This window comes from Sulfuricurvum sp. MLSB (genome assembly GCF_000747095.1).
GTDB lineage: Bacteria > Campylobacterota > Campylobacteria > Campylobacterales > Sulfurimonadaceae > Sulfuricurvum.
Genome location: NZ_JQGL01000144.1, coordinates 70,215 through 87,190, shown reverse-complemented (window position 1 = coordinate 87,190; position 16,976 = coordinate 70,215). Strand labels below are relative to the sequence as shown.

18 protein-coding genes are annotated in these 16,976 nt (G+C 50.2%); 17 read left to right on the top strand and 1 reads right to left on the bottom strand.

Going from position 1 to position 16,976, the window contains the following annotated elements:
• The 6 genes from JU82_RS11140 to ligA form a co-directional block, all read left to right on the top strand.
• Positions 1–953: Smr/MutS family protein (locus JU82_RS11140; protein ID WP_037950732.1), on the top strand; the 953-nt coding region annotated here is incomplete at its 5' end.
• A gap of 57 nt (positions 954–1,010) precedes the next feature.
• The gene (locus JU82_RS11135) at positions 1,011–1,841 is read left to right on the top strand and encodes a putative phage abortive infection protein (protein ID WP_037950701.1); all 831 of its coding nucleotides are present in this window, start codon (positions 1,011–1,013) and stop codon (positions 1,839–1,841) included.
• Between the two features lie 491 nt (positions 1,842–2,332).
• Positions 2,333–4,234 (top strand): alkaline phosphatase D family protein, encoded by a 1,902-nt coding sequence (locus JU82_RS11130; RefSeq protein ID WP_037950699.1) that lies wholly within the window; start codon positions 2,333–2,335, stop codon positions 4,232–4,234.
• 537 nt (positions 4,235–4,771) lie between these two features.
• Positions 4,772–5,077, top strand: a complete 306-nt coding sequence (locus JU82_RS11125) for a hypothetical protein (protein ID WP_037950697.1) — start codon at positions 4,772–4,774, stop codon at positions 5,075–5,077.
• Entirely contained in the window at positions 5,067–5,357 is a 291-nt protein-coding gene (locus JU82_RS11120) for a type II toxin-antitoxin system RelE/ParE family toxin (protein ID WP_294892916.1), read from the top strand. The genes JU82_RS11125 and JU82_RS11120 overlap by 11 nt, the downstream gene beginning before the upstream one ends.
• Positions 5,354–7,366, top strand: a complete 2,013-nt coding sequence (gene ligA, locus JU82_RS11115) for an NAD-dependent DNA ligase LigA (RefSeq protein WP_037950694.1) — start codon at positions 5,354–5,356, stop codon at positions 7,364–7,366. Before JU82_RS11120 ends, ligA begins: the two co-directional genes overlap by 4 nt.
• Here the strand turns inward: ligA and JU82_RS11110 are convergent.
• Positions 7,292–8,485, bottom strand: a complete 1,194-nt coding sequence (locus tag JU82_RS11110; RefSeq protein WP_037950692.1) for an NAD(P)/FAD-dependent oxidoreductase — start codon at positions 8,483–8,485, stop codon at positions 7,292–7,294. The two genes, ligA and JU82_RS11110, sit on opposite strands and share 75 nt — an antisense overlap.
• Positions 8,486–8,574: 89 nt before the next feature.
• On the opposite strand from JU82_RS11110, the gene JU82_RS11105 reads away from it, so the two are divergent.
• The 11 genes from JU82_RS11105 to JU82_RS11055 form a co-directional block, all read left to right on the top strand.
• A complete protein-coding gene (locus JU82_RS11105) occupies positions 8,575–9,285 on the top strand; it encodes a TlyA family RNA methyltransferase (protein ID WP_037950686.1) in 711 nt (236 codons plus the stop codon).
• Complete coding sequence (locus JU82_RS11100; protein WP_037950684.1) at positions 9,266–10,093, top strand: bifunctional riboflavin kinase/FAD synthetase; 828 nt, start codon at positions 9,266–9,268, stop codon at positions 10,091–10,093. Before JU82_RS11105 ends, JU82_RS11100 begins: the two co-directional genes overlap by 20 nt.
• A gap of 63 nt (positions 10,094–10,156) precedes the next feature.
• Positions 10,157–10,579 (top strand): c-type cytochrome, encoded by a 423-nt coding sequence (locus tag JU82_RS11095; RefSeq protein ID WP_037950680.1) that lies wholly within the window; start codon positions 10,157–10,159, stop codon positions 10,577–10,579.
• Positions 10,580–10,718: 139 nt separating this feature from the next.
• Complete coding sequence (locus JU82_RS11090; protein ID WP_037950677.1) at positions 10,719–11,396, top strand: F0F1 ATP synthase subunit A; 678 nt, start codon at positions 10,719–10,721, stop codon at positions 11,394–11,396.
• Between the two features lie 9 nt (positions 11,397–11,405).
• Positions 11,406–11,690, top strand: coding sequence for a hypothetical protein (locus JU82_RS11085; protein WP_294892912.1), 285 nt, complete (start codon positions 11,406–11,408; stop codon positions 11,688–11,690).
• Entirely contained in the window at positions 11,687–12,241 is a 555-nt protein-coding gene (locus tag JU82_RS11080) for a thiamine phosphate synthase (protein WP_037950674.1), read from the top strand. The genes JU82_RS11085 and JU82_RS11080 overlap by 4 nt, the downstream gene beginning before the upstream one ends.
• Positions 12,242–12,252: 11 nt before the next feature.
• A complete protein-coding gene (gatB, locus tag JU82_RS11075; RefSeq protein ID WP_037950672.1) occupies positions 12,253–13,683 on the top strand; it encodes an Asp-tRNA(Asn)/Glu-tRNA(Gln) amidotransferase subunit GatB in 1,431 nt (476 codons plus the stop codon).
• 9 nt (positions 13,684–13,692) lie between these two features.
• On the top strand, positions 13,693–15,252 hold the full coding sequence (locus tag JU82_RS11070; RefSeq protein ID WP_037950669.1) for an ion transporter: 1,560 nt from the start codon (positions 13,693–13,695) through the stop codon (positions 15,250–15,252).
• A complete protein-coding gene (locus JU82_RS11065) occupies positions 15,249–15,950 on the top strand; it encodes an NAD-binding protein (RefSeq protein ID WP_294892907.1) in 702 nt (233 codons plus the stop codon). The genes JU82_RS11070 and JU82_RS11065 overlap by 4 nt, the downstream gene beginning before the upstream one ends.
• The gene (locus JU82_RS11060) at positions 15,947–16,837 is read left to right on the top strand and encodes an NAD(P)H-dependent glycerol-3-phosphate dehydrogenase (RefSeq protein ID WP_037950666.1); all 891 of its coding nucleotides are present in this window, start codon (positions 15,947–15,949) and stop codon (positions 16,835–16,837) included. The genes JU82_RS11065 and JU82_RS11060 overlap by 4 nt, the downstream gene beginning before the upstream one ends.
• An 11-nt stretch (positions 16,838–16,848) precedes the next feature.
• Positions 16,849–16,976 (top strand): Dabb family protein (locus JU82_RS11055; protein ID WP_037950727.1); only part of this gene is annotated, 128 nt, incomplete at its 3' end.

Sequence of the window (16,976 nt, the reverse complement as noted above, 5' to 3'; positions counted from 1 at the left end):
TCGTCACCACCCACCACAAGCGCCTCGCCGCCCTGATGGCCGACCGCGACGACGTCGAGCTCCTCGCCGCGCTCTACGACGAGGAGCGGCGCGTCCCGACCTACGAGTTTTTGCACGGCGTCATCGGGAAAAGCTACGCGTTCGAGACGGCGGCACGCTACGGGATCAACCCCGCCATCCTCAACCGCGCCCGCGCGCTGTACGGCGAAAACCACGAAAGGTTGAGCATCCTGATCGAGCGCGGCAGCGAGCTGGAACGCTCCCTCAAACAGAAAAACCGCGAAGCCGACGAGCGCCTCGAATCGATCAAAACCGAAGAGCGTAACCTCAAAGAGGCGCGCGAAAACCTGAGGGCCGAACTGGAGCGCGAGAAAAACCGTCTCCGCGCCGAGTACGACATCGCGATCCGCGAGGCCAAAGCGGCGGCCAAAGAGCACGATCAGGCCGCCATCCACCGCCAGCTCAACCGTGCGCAGGCGAAACTGCCCAAAGTCGAAATCCCCAAGATCGCCGAACCCGAAAAGATCACCTATGAAGTGGGGCAGACGGTCAAATACCGCACCCAGCGCGGCACGGTCGTGAGCGTCGGGGCGAAAGATGCGATGATCGAGGTCGAGGGGATGCGGCTGCGGGTGAAGCTCGCCGACCTCAAACCCAGCGGCAACCTCCCCAAAAAGCCCAAGGTCACCGTCACCTCACAGGTGGAGCAAAAAAGCGGCCTCAAGCTTGACCTCCACGGACTGCGAGGCGAAGAGGCGTGCGAGCGGATGGACAAGTTCCTCTCCGACGCGCTATTGCAGGGGTTTGATGAGGTGCTGATCTATCACGGGATCGGGACGGGGAAATTGGCCTACGCGGTCAAGGAATTCCTCAAAGCCCATCCGAGTGTCAAGAGTTTCAGCGATGCTCCAGCGCATATGGGGGGATTTGGGGCGAAAGTAGTAAGACTTTAATAAGTTATATTCTAGCAACAGATAAGCAACTATATTGTTAGTGAGGTATATATGAGCATGAAAAATTTAAGCATTTTGTTAATTGGTGGAGTTCTTTTTACCGTTTTGCTTTATGCGGGACTTTTAATTTATTTGACATGGCCAATAAGTGAGCTATCAATAAGTAATTCGGGAGTTTTTGGTGATAGCTTTGGTCTTTTGACATCGTTGTTTTCAGGTCTTGCGTTTGCTGGATTGATTATAACTATAGTTATGCAAAAGAAAGAATTAGCCTTGCAACGAGAGGAATTGTCTCTAACCCGTGAAGAACTTAGTGGACAGAAACAAGAAATGCAGGCTCAAAATGAGACACTTAAAGTGCAAAGGTTTGAGAATACATTCTTCAAAATGTTAGAGTTGTTAGAGGCATGCAGAAATGATGTTTTCTATCAATCTAATAATGTCTCTTATAAGGGAAGAGACGCTATTAAAGCACTTTATGAAAAATACATAAAATGGTTTCTCGGTGATTATGTTTCATCTTCGTTTGCTCATACAAAATGGATGTTTAAGGAAGATTGTAAAGCAGAAGAAGGTATAGTGCAAGAATACAATAAATTCTATAAGCAATATGGAGATGAATTAGGGCAATATTATAGAACTTTATACAATATTCTCAAGCTAGTTGAACGGGCAGAGTTCTTAGATGATAAAATGGTTTATACTAATCTAGTTCGTGCTCAGTTGTCCAGATATGAATTATCATTACTTTTTTATAATTGTTTGAGTGATTATGGAAAAGAAAAAATGGCGCCACTAGTAAAAAAATATAAAATTCTTAAACATTTAGAATTCAACGTCTTGCCAAATGAAAATATTGATATCTGGAATGAATTTAATGCAGAATAAACATTAACAATAAACTTTGTCCTTCTTTCTCTTTCTCGCTCCCAACGTCCACGTTGGGAATGCAGACCGATGTCGAAACATCTTTAGCTAATCTTACTCACAAACAGTATTCCCCTTTCTTTTCTTTTCCACACTTATTCTTTCTACGATTTTTATAGCATAGTAAAACACTAATAATATTTAATAATATTATTTTAATGAAAATAGTATAAGAATATTGAATATGAGCTGTTTTGTTGATTCTAATGGATAGGTAGTTATTCAGATGTTTTAAGTGTTAGATGATCTGTTTGGAATGAATAAAAAGTTCGGTCAGTTAGAGATCAAATAGACGACCCGACAGCGAGGCATTGATCTTGAAAAAGAACAACAACATGAGCATGGATGCTGAAACTACCTTCTATGCTAGACTGTGGCGAAGCTGCTGGCGGCAATTTCTGGCAGCGGCATTCTGATCTGACACCACTTATTTAGAAAAGAGTGATATTCTCATGATGAAGCAGTACATACCCTTCCATCTTTATAGTATTGGTTTAACGGTTCTTGTGGCGCTGACTAGCGGTTGCGTATGTCCCCAGCCCCCGGTCGAGACAGACAGCACGCAAGCAGATTTTTTCGCACCCTATAAGGCTGCGTATGAACAAGCAACCAAGATACCGCTTACTCGTGAGCTAATCCAGCTCGGATTGCCTACAGAAAACTCAATCACGCTGTGGTATGCCTTATCGGAGTGTGCTACCGTATACGAGCCATTGCAAATCTCTATCTTGCATGACAACGACGAAAAACCTGTAGACGCCAACTTTATTCATCACTACACCAATAAGACGCATCGCACCGGACGCATAGAAATTGGTGGGCTAGAACCAGGTAAATCATACAAACTAAAGGTTGCTGGTGGTGGACTAGTCGGCAGAACTCTCTCCGCATCGACTATGCCTCTCGGGTTGACCGAATCATTTAGCTTTTTGTTCGGAAGCTGTTTTCAGCCATATACCTATCATTACACGGAGAAGACTTGGATTGCTCCAGACACGCTTGCGAGCTTGCGAAACCTGCGGACGCGCGCCGAGAGAAGACTGCAGGGCGAAGGGCCTTCGTTCTACCTCGCAATCGGCGATCAGTATTATGTAGATCCGGGTGCGGGCAGGCTATTCGGCTCGTCTCCCATAGCCTATCTCCACGGCAATAACAGCCAGAAGCTCCGCGGTAGCTTGAAAGAAGCACCTGATTATTTGGGTCACCTCAATCGTCTGCACTTTGCCCTGCCCGATATGGATGCAACCCTTTCTGCCCTGCCGACCGTTATGATGTGGGACGACCACGAGATTCGAGACGGCTGGGGCTCGCATGGCGACGAACACTTGCAGGGATGGCTCGACTATTATGCAGCGGCGCGCGAGGCATTCGTCGCGTTCCAAGCAGCGCGCAATCCAGAGTTTAGTGCGATCATCAATGCCGGTGACTGGAAACCAAACTTGGCCAATGTGCCCCGGAGCGCTGTTCCCAATGCAAACAATTCAGCGGAGGAGTTTCCCGTGCAGTTCGACTGGGGTTCCGCCACGTTCTTTGTCGTCGATGGGCGTTCCGACCGGAATTTCAAGGAGGGCCGCGGCATGAGCGAAAAACAGTTTCAACTCTTTGAGGCTTGGCTCGACAATAGCAATGGCAACGGCAAGCCCATGGTTTTTGTCTTCGCATACCCCGTCCCGGTGCTGGGATCGACCAGCTATATTTACGAAGGCTTAAGCCCTTTTCCGACATCCGGCCGTGACGATTTGCGAGACCGCATCCTCCCACACGAGCGAAAACGATTTATTGATAAGTTTGAAAAGCACTTCCGGAATAATCTAAGCCACAAACTGCTCGTGCTGTCTGGTGATGTGCACTATTCAGGACTGCAAACGATCGAATCTATCGAAGACGAACAAAGCTGTGGGCTGCAAACGTCCAAAAAATCTCCCGATAATAGGGTACTCGGCTACGAGATCATCAGCTCGGGACTCGCCCAGACCGAATTCAACACACGTGGAGCGAGGTCAGGTGCCGTTTCCGGAAAATTGTCGTCCACATTGTGGTTACAGGACTATGGCTATTATTCCGGGCCGTCGTTCGCTGAAATTTTTGTTGGACCTCCGAAGGGCGATGATCCAGCGCCGGAAATCCGACTGCTCTTCTATCCCGCGACCTTGGAGGGTAAAACCAATTTGGCACTTACCACAGATCGTGTCACCACTGAATTTGCGCCACTCATCGGCAGTTACTGCAAAAACACAGGTAAAGGACACTATACTGACTCACATTTGAGAGATGAATTAAAAAGATTATGGTTAAAAACTGGTAACTCTACTGTTCATTCTGTCTGCACTGAAAAAAAAGGATCAGGTCATTAATCTTTTAGTCTTTAATTTTTCCTCATTCCCAAATGCCCACATTGGAATGTAGACTTATATCGAGACGTTTTTAGCTAATCTTATTTATAAGCGGTATTTTCTCGTTTTTTTCTTTTCTTGTTCCCAACGTCCTTTTTGGGAATGTCAGCTCCTGTCTGATTAGAACCCTTATCACTTGTCACTTTTTTTGTGCCGGCAAAAGCTTCCGTACTTTTCTGTTTAGCCAGAAAAGTACCAAAAGAGCATACCGCGATCCAAGAACGCTCGTTCCTCTCGGCACTGCTGCCTTCGGAACGGCGCTAGGTATTGGATCGCGGGAATTTTTTTCTATTTATTTTCGCATTCGCGAAAATCATTTCCATCAAATAGCCTCTGCCCTCATACCACACCCAGAGCAAGGTCGCTCGCCGAAGGGTGAAGCGTACCGCCGGCGATTTGGGGTGAGGGCGCTTTTCTTTTCGTTCTTTTCTTTACTAAAAAGAAAAGGACATATAAAATTCGTGTATAATATTCCGTAAGATTATACGGGAGAATACGATGGTAGCCTATAAACCCAACGAAATGATGAGTTCGACCGACGTCGCGAAAAACTTCGGAGCGGTACTCTCCAAACTCGCCAATCACGAAGTCGATAAAATCTGTGTACTGCGAAACAATAAACCTGAAGCAGTCGTTTTGAGCGCACTTGAATACGAACAGCTTCGCGATTACCGCTACTGGAACACTCTGAACGAAGAAGAATATCTCAAAAAAGCGCATGAGGGCATTGACAGCTCACGAAGCTACTCCATCGATGAGGTGGACGCTTATCTTGAACGTGTGATCGAAACGCATGGTCGTTAGGCTTCAGAACTCGTTTATCGCCAAACTCCGTTTTGTCGTAGAAAGAATAGCCGATGATAAAAAAAGTGCCGCTCATGCGTTTCGGCGTGAGATTTTGCGTGAATGCTATGGGCTGAGCGATTTTCCCTACCGTTGCCGTCGCTCGATTCATTACAATGACGATAATATTCGTGATCTGATTTTCAAAGGCTATACGATTATTTATAAAATCGTGGATGATGAAATAAAAGTGTTTGCATTGACCAAATACGAAGATTACAAAGATGAGAGTTCCCAATGACCCACACCGAATACCAAAACGCCGTAGAACTGCTGAAAAAATACTCCTACCACTACTACGTCCTCGACGACCCCATCACGACGGACGAGGAGTACGACATCCTCTACCACAAAGTCGTTGCTTACGAGCACGAAAACCCCGCGCATATCCTCGCCGATTCGCCGACGCAGCGGGTTGGGGACGTGCCGCAGGATAAGTTCGACAAGGCGCGCCATCTCTCGCGGATGTGGAGCCTCGAAGACCTTTTCAGCCGCGAGGAGCTGGAGACGTGGGTGAACCGTATCACGAAAGGCTACGGCGACGTCCGCTTCTACTGCGAGCCCAAATTCGACGGGGCGAGTTTGAACCTGATCTATGACAACGGCGTCTTGGTGCAGGCGATCACGCGAGGCGACGGCGTCGAGGGGGAGGACGTGACGCAGAACGCCAAAACGATCCAGTCGATCCCCCTCTCCATCGGGTACGCAGGACGGATCGAGATTCGGGGCGAGGTGGTCATCTTCAAAGAGGATTTCGAGAAGATCAACGAAGAGAGATTGCGCAACGGCGAATCGCTGTTTGCCAACCCGCGCAATGCGGCGGCGGGAAGCCTCCGTCAGCTCGATACCCGCATCACCGCGTCGCGCCGTCTGGTGTTTATGCCATACGGCATCGGAGCCAATACGCTGGAACTGAAAAACCTCTCCGAGCGGATGGAGTGGGTCTACGCTCTGGGGTTCCGTAATCCCCACATGACGAGAGCTTGCGTGAGTGCGGAGGAGATCGAGACGTTTTACCATGAGATGCGGGTCGAGCGGGACAATTTCGCGATGCTGCTGGATGGGATGGTGATCAAGGTCGATGCTATTGCCGTGCAGGACGAGCTGGGCTATACGGTCAAAAATCCCCGCTGGGCGGCGGCTTACAAATTCCCCGCCATCGAGAAACTCACGACGCTCAAAGAGGTCATTATGCAGGTGGGGCGCAGCGGCGTGGTGACTCCCGTCGCCATCGTCGAGCCTGTGGACATCGAGGGGGTGACGGTCGAGCGTTCGACCCTACACAATTTCGACGAGATCGAACGCAAGGACATCCGCATCGGGGATCGGGTGATCATCCTGCGCAGCGGCGACGTCATCCCCAAAATCGTCAAGGTGATCGCCGCGGAGCGCGACGGGAGCGAGCAGGTGATTTCCCGCCCGACTCGTTGTCCCGTCTGCGGAAGCGAACTCCTCGATGAGGGGGCGCTGATCAAGTGCCAGAACCTCTCCTGTGAAGCGCGGGTGGTGAACTCGATCATCTATTTTGCCTCCAAGCAGTGCCTCAACATCGACGGACTGGGGGACAAGATCGTCGAAGCATTGCACGGCGCGGGGATGGTGCATGAGGTGAGCGACCTGTTCGGCCTCACGATGGATCAGCTGCTTTCCCTCGAAGGGTTCAAAGAGAAGAAAAGCCGCAATCTCCTCGATGCCATCCATGCGGCCAAAGGGTGCGACTGCTGGCGTTTCATCAACGCGCTGGGGATCGAGCATATCGGCGAAGTGGCTTCCAAAACGCTGTGCGGTGCGTTCGGAACGGCGTTCGATACCGCCACGCGCGAAGAGATTCTGGCGTTGGAGGGGTTCGGCGTCGAGATGGTCGAATCGATCCTCGAATTTGGGCGGGTCAACGGCGAGAAGATTGAAAGACTCAGATCGATTCTGAACCCCGTCGCTCCCGTGAAAGTCGAAGCTCACGATAATCCGTTCAAAGGCAAAAGCGTCGTGATCACGGGGACGATGAGCGTTTCGCGCGACCATATTAAGGCGATACTGGAAGAACTGGGGGCAAAAGTCGCTTCGTCGGTCTCGAAAAAGACCGATTACGTCGTGTACGGCGAAGATGCGGGGAGCAAATACGACAAAGCGGTGGAGCTGGGGGTTAAGCTCCTCACCGAGAGCGAGTTTAGAGCTTTATCTTCTCTTCCCAATGAGGCTGCGGCGTCGCAGGGGAGCAGTGTAGAGCCAAAATATAGCCTTTTTGATTAGGTAGGCGAAATACCCTTTGACCCGGATCCCTCCGGGGAGAAGCCCTGCGCCGTATTCGCCGCCCAGTGCGATCATGACGCCGCCGTTTCGATAGCGGAACGGTTTTTGGGGTTTCCCCTGTAGGCGGGAGAGAATAGTGCGTACTGCGTGTTCGGCGCTTCGTTCGGCCAGCTGCGCGGTGGGGGGACAGAGTTTCCCATCTGCATCCGTGATGGCGGCAACATCGCCGATGGCGAAGATTTCGGGATGATTGTCAACCCGGAGGTCGGGATTGACGACGAGATGCCCTTTGGCGTTGATGGGAAATCCGAGCCGTTCGGTGAGCGTTGATGCGCATACCCCTCCCGTAAAGATCATAAACTCGAAATCAAGCACTTTGCCATTATCAAGGATGATCTTTTTTTCCTGCACTTCGCTGATCCGGTTATTGTGCCAGACATGCACTCCCAGTTGAACGAGCCGATCATGCGCACTTCGAATCAAAAACGGATCCATCCCGTATAAAATCGTCTCGTACGCATCGATCAGATAGACATCCACACCGCGGCATCCGAAATTGCCGTTTTGATAAAAATGGTTGGCGTAGGCCGCCATTTCTGCGGCGATTTCTACGCCCGACAATCCTGCCCCGCCGATGACGATGTTGAAAGGTTTGACGTCGCACCCACGGCGCTGCGCTTCGATCCGATCGAGCAAGGAACGTTCGAACTGCTGTTTGAAATCGAGTGCGCTGGGGATGCTTTTGACTCCGTGGGTGTGGTCGCGCAGGCCCGGAATGAAAGCGGGGAAATAGGTGCGGCTTCCGGTGGCGATGATGAGGTAGTCATAGCCGATCGTGCGTGTTGCGGTATGTACGCTGCGCTGCGTTGCATCGACGTTGTGCACCTCTTCGCAGACGAAGTCGACGTGCCCGAAGCTCTTGAGCAGCGAGGGCAGATCGATCATGATGTGTGACATGTCGACTTTGTTGGCAATGAAATCGTAGACTTCGGCCTGCATATAATGGTAGGCATTTTGATCGATGAGGGTGACGGTGATGTTTGTGTGTCGGCATAGATGCTCGACAGCACGAATCCCGCCGTAGCCTCCGCCGATCACCGCGACATGAATCTTTTGCATTTTCCCCCCTGAAATATTTGTGCAATGGTAGCGGATTTTAGGCCCTTACTCAACCGTTGCGCTATAATTTGACATTACAAAGGGGCAGTATGAGATTAGACAGTTGTTTAGTGGAACGAGGACTGGTCGAAAGCCGGAATAAAGCGCAGCAGTTGATAAAAGAACATGCGGTCAGCGTGGACGGCAAGATCGTCGACAAAGTCTCCTTCGAGGTCAGCGATGAGATGAGCGTGGAGATTGCCGACACCGAAATATACGTCAGCCGCGCCGCGATCAAACTCAAAGGATTCCTCCCCTACACCGGATGGGATTTGCAAGGGCTGCACGCACTGGATATAGGGTCTTCCACCGGCGGATTCACGCAGGTACTGCTTGAAAACGGCGTTGCGTCGGTCACCTGCGTCGACGTGGGGAGCGATCAGCTTCATGCGAGCCTGCGCTCCGACAATCGGGTACGGGTATGCGAGAATACCGATATCCGCCAATTTACGAGCGAAAAAGCTTTTGATATCGTTACCTGCGACGTGGCGTTTATCTCGGTCGAACATATTATCGATGCGATCGACCGCCTGAGTGATCGATACATCGTCGTCTTGTTCAAACCGCAGTTCGAAGTGGGGCGCGAAGCGAAACGGGATAAAAACGGCGTGGTGAAAGACGACAAAGCAATCGACAAAGCGATGATCCGTTTCGAGGATATGTGTACGCTCAAAGGGTGGAAACTGATTGCCAAAGAGGTCGCCCATATCAGCGGCAAAGAAGGAAATCAGGAGACATGTTATGGCTTTGTCAAAGGTTGATGCGATCGCCATCGGCGGATTTGACGGGATGCACGTGGGGCATCAGCATCTGTTCGAAGAGTTGGGGGAAAACGGGGCGATCGTCGTTATCGAGACGGGATACGCCAACCTGACTCCGGGCAGCGAGCGCGAGCACTATACCCATTATCCCGTTGTGTATTACTCCCTTGACGACATCCGCCATCTGGAAGGGGAAGAGTTTGTCGACATGCTTTGCAAGCGTTTTCCACGCCTGCGTAAAATCGTCGTCGGATACGATTTTCATTTCGGAAAGAATCGCCGGTATTCGCATGCGAATCTTGGCGAATTATTCGGCGGCGAGGTGAAGGTGATCGAGCAGGTCTGTATTGAGGGCGATTCGGTTCATTCGCATAAAATCCGCGCCAAAATTCAGATCGGCGACTTGTCCGGGGCCAACCGCTTTTTGGGGCACAACTATCAGATAAGAGGAACGGCGGTCAAGGGGCAGGGGATAGGTAAAACCGAGCTGGTTCCGACGATCAACCTCGAATGCAGCGGATTCTTATTGCCCTATGAGGGAGTGTACGCCGCATTGACGCGGCTGGATGAGGAAGAGCATTTTCATCCTTCGGTCGTTTTTGTCGGTCATCGCGTTACAACGGACGGAAGTTATGCGGTCGAGAGTCACATACTGGGGGAAAATATCGCCGGTTGTTCCAAAGCTTCGATCAGTTTTGTCAAATTTTTGCGCAAAAACCAAAAATTCGAGAGCCTTGATGCGCTCAAAGAAGCAATCCGGGAGGATATTTCAAATGCCAAAAAAGAGATGCTTCATCTGAGCTTATAAGTGACATAAGACTTCTTTAAAGCTAAAGAGTTATCATTTATTATCTCGTTTAAGGAGTCGGAAATGAAAACTCGCGGATTAGTGTGGATTGCTCTGGTTTCCATGGCGGTGTCAAGTGTCTGTGTTGCCAAAACAACGGACAAGACGGGTGAAATATACAAAAACCGATGCGCCAACTGTCACGGCGTCAAAGCCAACGGAGTTCCGAAACTCAAAGAACAGCCCGGCATGAGTGCCGAAGAAGCCGCGGCAACCGGCACTTCATCGCAGGAAAAAGGGAATATCTACGGCCCGCCGCTGAGTACATACGGCAAAGAAGAACTCGTGAATAAATTAAAAGATTTGAGAAACAAAGATTTCGATGCCAAATCGTACCATTCGATCATGCGGCAAAATCTCAAAAACATCGAAGAACGCGAGGGCAAAGTTTCCGATGAAAAAATGGCGGAATACATTTACACGCATTTCGGTGCCGGGGCGAAATGAGCTTTGGGTTAAGGGCTGAAATTGAACCGCTGATGATATTTTAACCATCCTTTAAACGCTGTTTTATCTGAGTTTATAGGAATTTAATCTCAAAAACGGTAGAATCCCGCTAATTTTTCTACGCAAAGGAACGCTACTTATGGGTGAGTTGTTTACCTTCTTCGGCCTTATCAGCCACGACCATAGCTTTATTTTCCTCACACACATGCTGCTCACCGCGGCAATTGTTCTTGTGATTGCCAAAATGGCTACCTCTAATCTTCGTTTGGTTCCGACAGGTGCTCAAAACGTCATGGAAGCTTATTTGAGCGGCGTTTTGGCCATGGGTGCCGATGTTATGGGTAAAGCGGAAGCACGCCGTTACCTTCCTCTCGTTGCGACGATCGGATTGTTCGTCGGGATCGCAAACGTTATCGGGGTAATCCCTGGTTTTGAAGCGCCAAGCGCATTTTTGGATTTTACCCTTGCTCTGGCATTGGTCGTTTTTACGTACTATAACTTCGAAGGTATCCGCCGCAACGGTTTGATCAGCTACTTCAAACACTTTATGGGTCCTGTATGGTGGTTGGCATGGTTGATGTTCCCGATCGAGATCGTATCGCACATCTCACGTATCATCTCTTTGAGCTTCCGATTGTTCGGTAACGTCAAAGGGGACGACATGTTCCTCATGGTTATCCTTATGCTGGCTCCATGGTTGCTGCCGATGATTCCGTTTGCGTTGTTGACGTTTATGGCATTCCTGCAAGCGTTTATTTTCATGATGCTCACCTACGTTTACCTCGGCGGTGCGGTTCTTCTTCACGACGAACACTAAGACATCCCGATGAAGCGAAGTACGTTCGACGCACTTTTAAGCTTCCTGGGAGGAGTCTCCTGGGCATTCGTCATCATCGGTGTCTGGGTTACCTTCCAGTCGTTCATTTTTCTCGGTATCGTACCGGCATTAATGTTCACCTTTATTTTTCTTTTCCTTGCTCTTTTTATTATTCTTATTCTCGAAATCATGGGAATGCAGCGCGATCGTCACGATGCGGTGATGAAGCAGACGGCATTGCTTGAAGAGATTAAAGCAAGTCTTAAACCGCAGGAACTTTCAGAGGGCGAGTGAAAAGCTATCTGATTACCGACCCCTCTTTGTACGGGAGCACTTCCGATGCTCTCGAATCCTCGCTGAGGGCCGTATTTTCCAAAACAGTTCCCGATTTTGCCCTTTTTCGCGACAAACAAACTTCTCATTATGCGGCTCTGGCCCAAACCTTTATTGCTGTATGCCATCAACGTAATGTTCCGAAGATTTTACTGCATGGTGATTGCGCTTTGGCGCACGAATTAAAAGCTGACGGGGTACATCTCGCTTCGGCTCAATATGATGCGATACGCGAGGCAAAATCGTTGGGGCTCTATGTCATCATCAGTACCCATACGTATGCGGAAGCGTTGAATGCTCAAAAACTCGGTGCCGATGCGATCACCTACAGCCCGATTTTCTACTCTCCGAACAAGGGAGAACCCAAGGGTTTAGAGGATTTAAAAGAAATAGTGGATAAAATAGAGATACCTATTTTCGCGCTCGGCGGGATCATCTCCGAGGAGCAGATAAATGCCGTTGCCGCCACCGGCACATACGGATTTGCATCGATTAGATATTTTGTCCCATAAGGATTTTTTGTATGTTTGAAACCATTATCGGTTTGGAAGTCCACGTCCAGCTTAATACCCAGTCTAAACTTTTTTGCTCCTGCCCTACCAGCTTCAACCACGAACAAAACACGAACACCTGCCCGACCTGCCTGGCACTGCCGGGAGCATTGCCCGTTCTCAACAAAGAAGCGCTGCGTAAAGCGGGGATGTTCGGTACGGCGGTGGATGCGACGATCAACCGCACGAGTTTCTTCGACCGCAAAAGCTATTTTTATCCCGACAGCCCCAGCGCCTATCAGATCACTCAGCTCTACACACCGATCGTAGAACATGGCCGTCTTGTCATCGATTTCGAAGACGGACAATCCAAAACGATCCGCATCAACCGCGCCCACATCGAGGCTGACGCCGGTAAAAATATCCATGAAGGGGCGATCAGCAAAGTCGACTTGAACCGTGCGGGAACGCCGCTTCTGGAGATCGTCTCCGAACCGGATATGCGCTCTGCCGAAGAGGCGATTTTGTACCTGAAAAAATTGCACTCCATTGTCCGCTATATCGACATCTCTGATGCGAATATGCAAGAGGGATCGTTCCGTGTCGACGTCAATGTCTCGATCCGTCCCAAAGGGGATGAGAAACTCTACACCCGCGTCGAGATCAAAAACATCAACAGCTTCCGCTTCATCCAGCGAGCGATCGAGCTTGAGGTAGCCCGTCAGATCGAAGCGTGGGAAGACGGTATGTATGAAGAGGAGATCGTACAGGAGACGCGCCTGTTCGATCAGGTCAAGCAAGAGACCCGCTCCATGCGCGGCAAGGAAGAGGCGGCAGATTACCGCTACTTCCCCGAGCCTGATCTGCTTAAAGTGATCGTCGACGATGCGATGTACGTTCAAATCCGCGACATTCCCGAACTTCCCGATGCGAAAAAAGAGCGCTTTGTCAGCAAATTCGGTCTTCGTGAATACGATGCGGCGGTGATTACGGCGGATCTCGAAACCGCCCATTATTTCGAAGCGATGCTGGAGCAGGGGATCACGGCAAAAAATGCCGTCACGTGGCTTACCGTAGAGCTTCCGGGGCGCTTGAGCGGCGGTATGACCCCATCGACTTCGCCAATCAGTGCCATGACGCTCGGAACTTTGGTCAAACGGATCGAGGAGAGTGTCATCAGCGGCAAGGCGGCGAAAGAGATTCTGGATTACCTGTTCGAAAACAACGGCGGCGACGTCGATGCCGCGATTGAAAAATTGGGACTGAAGCAAGTCAGCGATACCGGCGCCCTCGAAGCGCTGATCGATGACATTCTCTCCGCCAATGCCGACAAAGTCGCCGAGTATAAATCGGGGAAAGACAAACTGTTCGGCTTCTTCGTCGGTCAGGCGATGAAGGCGTCCAAAGGCTCCGCCAACCCGCAGGCGCTCAATGACATCCTTCAAACCAAACTGGCACAGTAAGGTCTCGCAGTGGTCGGTCGGGCGCTGGTAGGGGTCGCCTACTATCTTCATGCCTCTGCCCGCTACCGGCGAACCAAGAAATTTTTTCACAATCTTCTCGAAAATTCTTCGTACCCCTATAAAAAGTTTTTCGATTACACGATGATGGTGCTGATCGGTATCAGCGTTTACGTTTTAATCCGTCACGTTAAACACGATATTAGCCCTGAATGGCTTTTTTTTAACAACTACGTCATTTCGCTGATCTTTTTAGGGGAGTATCTGCTGCGGATGTGGGTGTACAGCGACAGTTCCAAACTGGTGATCGAACGTTACGAGCATGATATGTTTTTACAGCGTCCGTTCCGGTGGGTTCGCACCTTGCGCCGTATTATGTCGAAGAAAATAGAATATATGCTCTCCCCCTCGGCCATCATCGACTTGTTTGCGATCATGCCGTTTTTCCATGAACTCCGTATGCTGCGTATTTTCATACTGTTTCGGGTATTCAAGCTGTTCCGCTACACGAAAAGTCTGACGCAGTTTATCTCGATCCTCTCTTCCAAAAAATTCGAGATTTTAACCCTCAGTCTCTTTGCAACGGTCATAATCGCCGTTTCGTCGGTGCTGATTTACGTCATGGAGGCCAACAATCCCGATTCGCCGATCAATACCCTCTTTGATGCCCTGTACTGGTCGGTGGTGACGATCTTCACCGTCGGATACGGGGACATGGTTCCGGTGACGGATGAAGGAAGAACGGTCGCGATGGCAATCATCGTCGCCGGGATCGCGGTTATCTCGTTTGCGACGTCGATCGTCGTATCGGCGTTTACCGAAAAGCTCGATGTCATCAAAGAAGAGAAGATGATCGAGGATATTTCCAAGATAGGCCGTTTTTATCTGATCTGCGGGTACACTCCGCTTTCGCAGCAGATAGCCCGCCATTTCATACGTAAAGGGGTTCAAACAGTCATTCTCGAAAACGATCCCGATAAAGTCTCAAGAGCGCAGAAAGAGGGGTTTTTGGCATTGTCGTACAATCCTTCAAGCCTACACTCGTACCGGACGCTTCGGATCGATTTTGATGCGCAGGTAATAGCGGCGCTTCTTGTTCAGGAGAGTGACGTTTTAAACGTCTATACTGCGCTCACCATTCGCGAACTTTCCATGAGCGTTCCCCTGTATTCTATCCTCGTACACCGTGAAAACCGTAAAAAGCTTTCTCTGGCGGGGATCAACGAGATCGTTTATACCCAGGAACTGATAGGGCTGGTAAGCAAAGAGATGAGCGGAAGCCCCGTCGCATTCGAAGTGATCCATGCTCTCAGGAGCGAAAACAGCGGAGTTTTCATCGAGGAGATCGGCCTGGATTCACAAAGCGCGGAACGTTTTTTCGAGATTTCACGACAAAAGCTGTTTTACACGCGGCTTATCGTTCTTGGACTGTCCAAAGCTCACAGCGGCACGTTTGTGTTCAACCCTTCGGCTGAGAGTTTAGCCGAAGCGGGGGATGTCGCCATCGTGATCGGAAGCCGGGCGCTGATCGATGAGTTCAAATTGCTCTTGTACCAGAAGGGGAGACGATGAATACACGGGGTGCAATCGTTTTCGGGTTTAACGAATACGCCAAAGAGATTGCGATGCAAACGGCTTCGGAATATGCGCCGTTTGTCGTTTTTGTGATGGACGAAGCCGAAAAAGCGGCTGCGGAAGCAAAAGGGTTCGAAACGGAGATGTTTGACCTCGGCGAAGAATGGCACAGTATCGAAGAGCGTTTTGACCCTGCACGGCTGATTGTCTTTTGCGCATTGAAGAACGACGCCGAAAACGTATTTTTGACAATATCGCTGCGTTCTATCTTCGAGCATCTTCCGATCATCGCTCTGGCGCAGGACAACGAAAGCGCTTCGAAACTCAAAAGTGCCGGGGCGAACAAAGTGATGGCGACGCAGCAAATCACGGCCGGGATAATCGCCGAAATGCTGGAAAAACCGACGGTACGGGGAGTATTGCATGATATCCTCTACGAAAACAGCCCGTTGAAAATTGTCCAGCTGGCCGTGCCGGAAGGTTCTTTTCTCGTCGGAAAGCATTTGTACGATATTGACTGGGGCAGTGAATATGACGTTTTGGTGCTAGCAATCGTCGATCAGGAACTGTCGACGACGTTCAGTTTTACTTCGAAAGGGCATAATCATCACATTGATGCGGAAGACCTCTTGATTGTCGTCGGATATGAAGATAAAATTGCGGCATTGAGCGAAACGATGGGAGTACGGGGATGAAAAAAGTAGGGGTGATCGGCGCGGGGAAATGGGGAGAAGCGCTCTCCTTTGCCATGAGCGAAAAAAATGAGGTGATCGTTACTTCACGTACGCCGCGCGACTGGCCCAATTTCCGCCCGCTCTGTGAGGTGCTTGAGTGCGAGTACCTGATCATCACCGTTCCCGCACAGCAGGTTGCATCATGGCTGAGAGAGAATTTCGTATTTTCGGGGCAGAAAGTCCTCGTTGCGGCCAAAGGGATCGAAGCTTCCAGCGGCCGGTTTCTGAATGAAATTTACGGGGCGTATCTCCCTGAAGAAAATCTCGCATTTCTTTCGGGACCGTCGTTTGCCTCCGAAGTGCTGCAAAAACTTCCTACCGCATTGGTCGTCAACTCCGTTTCGCAGCAAACGGCCGGAGAGTTTGCGGAGCTGTTTCCGAGCTTTATCCGCACGTATACGAGTGATGACGTCATCGGTGCCGAAATAACCGGAGCCTATAAAAACGTCATTGCGATCGCCGCCGGAATCTGCGAGGGGCTGCATCTTGGGCATAATGCCGCGGCAAGTCTGATCGCGCGCGGGTTGGTGGAGATGGAGCGTTTCGGACGTGCTTACGGCGCCAAAGAGGAGAGCTTTCTAGGACTCAGCGGAGCGGGGGATCTGTTTTTGACCGCCAGTTCGCCGATGTCACGAAACTACCGTGTCGGTCTCGGGCTGGCCGAGGGGAAAAGCAAAGAAGCGGTATGCGAAGCGATTGGGGAAGTGAGCGAGGGGATCGGTACCGCCTATGCGCTTCACGAAATCGCTCTGGCGCGGGGAATCTACCTCCCGATTGCCGCCGAAGTCCATGCGATCCTTGAAGGGAAATCGCCGATGCAGAGTTTACGAGATTTAATACAAAGATAAGGGATTATACAATGCTGGTACACATCGTTATGTTTCAGTTCAAAGAAGAACACAAAGAGGCCAATCTGGCGAGAGTCAAAGCAATGCTCGAAGCACTGCCGCAGAAGATCGATACTCTCAAAAGCATGAAAGTCGGGAT

Coding starts and splice junctions, on each gene's coding strand:
- JU82_RS11135 (WP_037950701.1), top strand. CDS start 1,011: ATGAAAAATTTAAGCATTTTGTTAATTGGTGGAGTTCTTTTTACCGTT.
- JU82_RS11130 (WP_037950699.1), top strand. CDS start 2,333: ATGATGAAGCAGTACATACCCTTCCATCTTTATAGTATTGGTTTAACG.
- JU82_RS11125 (WP_037950697.1), top strand. CDS start 4,772: ATGGTAGCCTATAAACCCAACGAAATGATGAGTTCGACCGACGTCGCG.
- JU82_RS11120 (WP_294892916.1), top strand. CDS start 5,067: ATGGTCGTTAGGCTTCAGAACTCGTTTATCGCCAAACTCCGTTTTGTC.
- ligA (WP_037950694.1), top strand. CDS start 5,354: ATGACCCACACCGAATACCAAAACGCCGTAGAACTGCTGAAAAAATAC.
- JU82_RS11110 (WP_037950692.1), bottom strand. CDS start 8,485: ATGCAAAAGATTCATGTCGCGGTGATCGGCGGAGGCTACGGCGGGATT.
- JU82_RS11105 (WP_037950686.1), top strand. CDS start 8,575: ATGAGATTAGACAGTTGTTTAGTGGAACGAGGACTGGTCGAAAGCCGG.
- JU82_RS11100 (WP_037950684.1), top strand. CDS start 9,266: ATGGCTTTGTCAAAGGTTGATGCGATCGCCATCGGCGGATTTGACGGG.
- JU82_RS11095 (WP_037950680.1), top strand. CDS start 10,157: ATGAAAACTCGCGGATTAGTGTGGATTGCTCTGGTTTCCATGGCGGTG.
- JU82_RS11090 (WP_037950677.1), top strand. CDS start 10,719: ATGGGTGAGTTGTTTACCTTCTTCGGCCTTATCAGCCACGACCATAGC.
- JU82_RS11085 (WP_294892912.1), top strand. CDS start 11,406: ATGAAGCGAAGTACGTTCGACGCACTTTTAAGCTTCCTGGGAGGAGTC.
- gatB (WP_037950672.1), top strand. CDS start 12,253: ATGTTTGAAACCATTATCGGTTTGGAAGTCCACGTCCAGCTTAATACC.
- JU82_RS11065 (WP_294892907.1), top strand. CDS start 15,249: ATGAATACACGGGGTGCAATCGTTTTCGGGTTTAACGAATACGCCAAA.
- JU82_RS11060 (WP_037950666.1), top strand. CDS start 15,947: ATGAAAAAAGTAGGGGTGATCGGCGCGGGGAAATGGGGAGAAGCGCTC.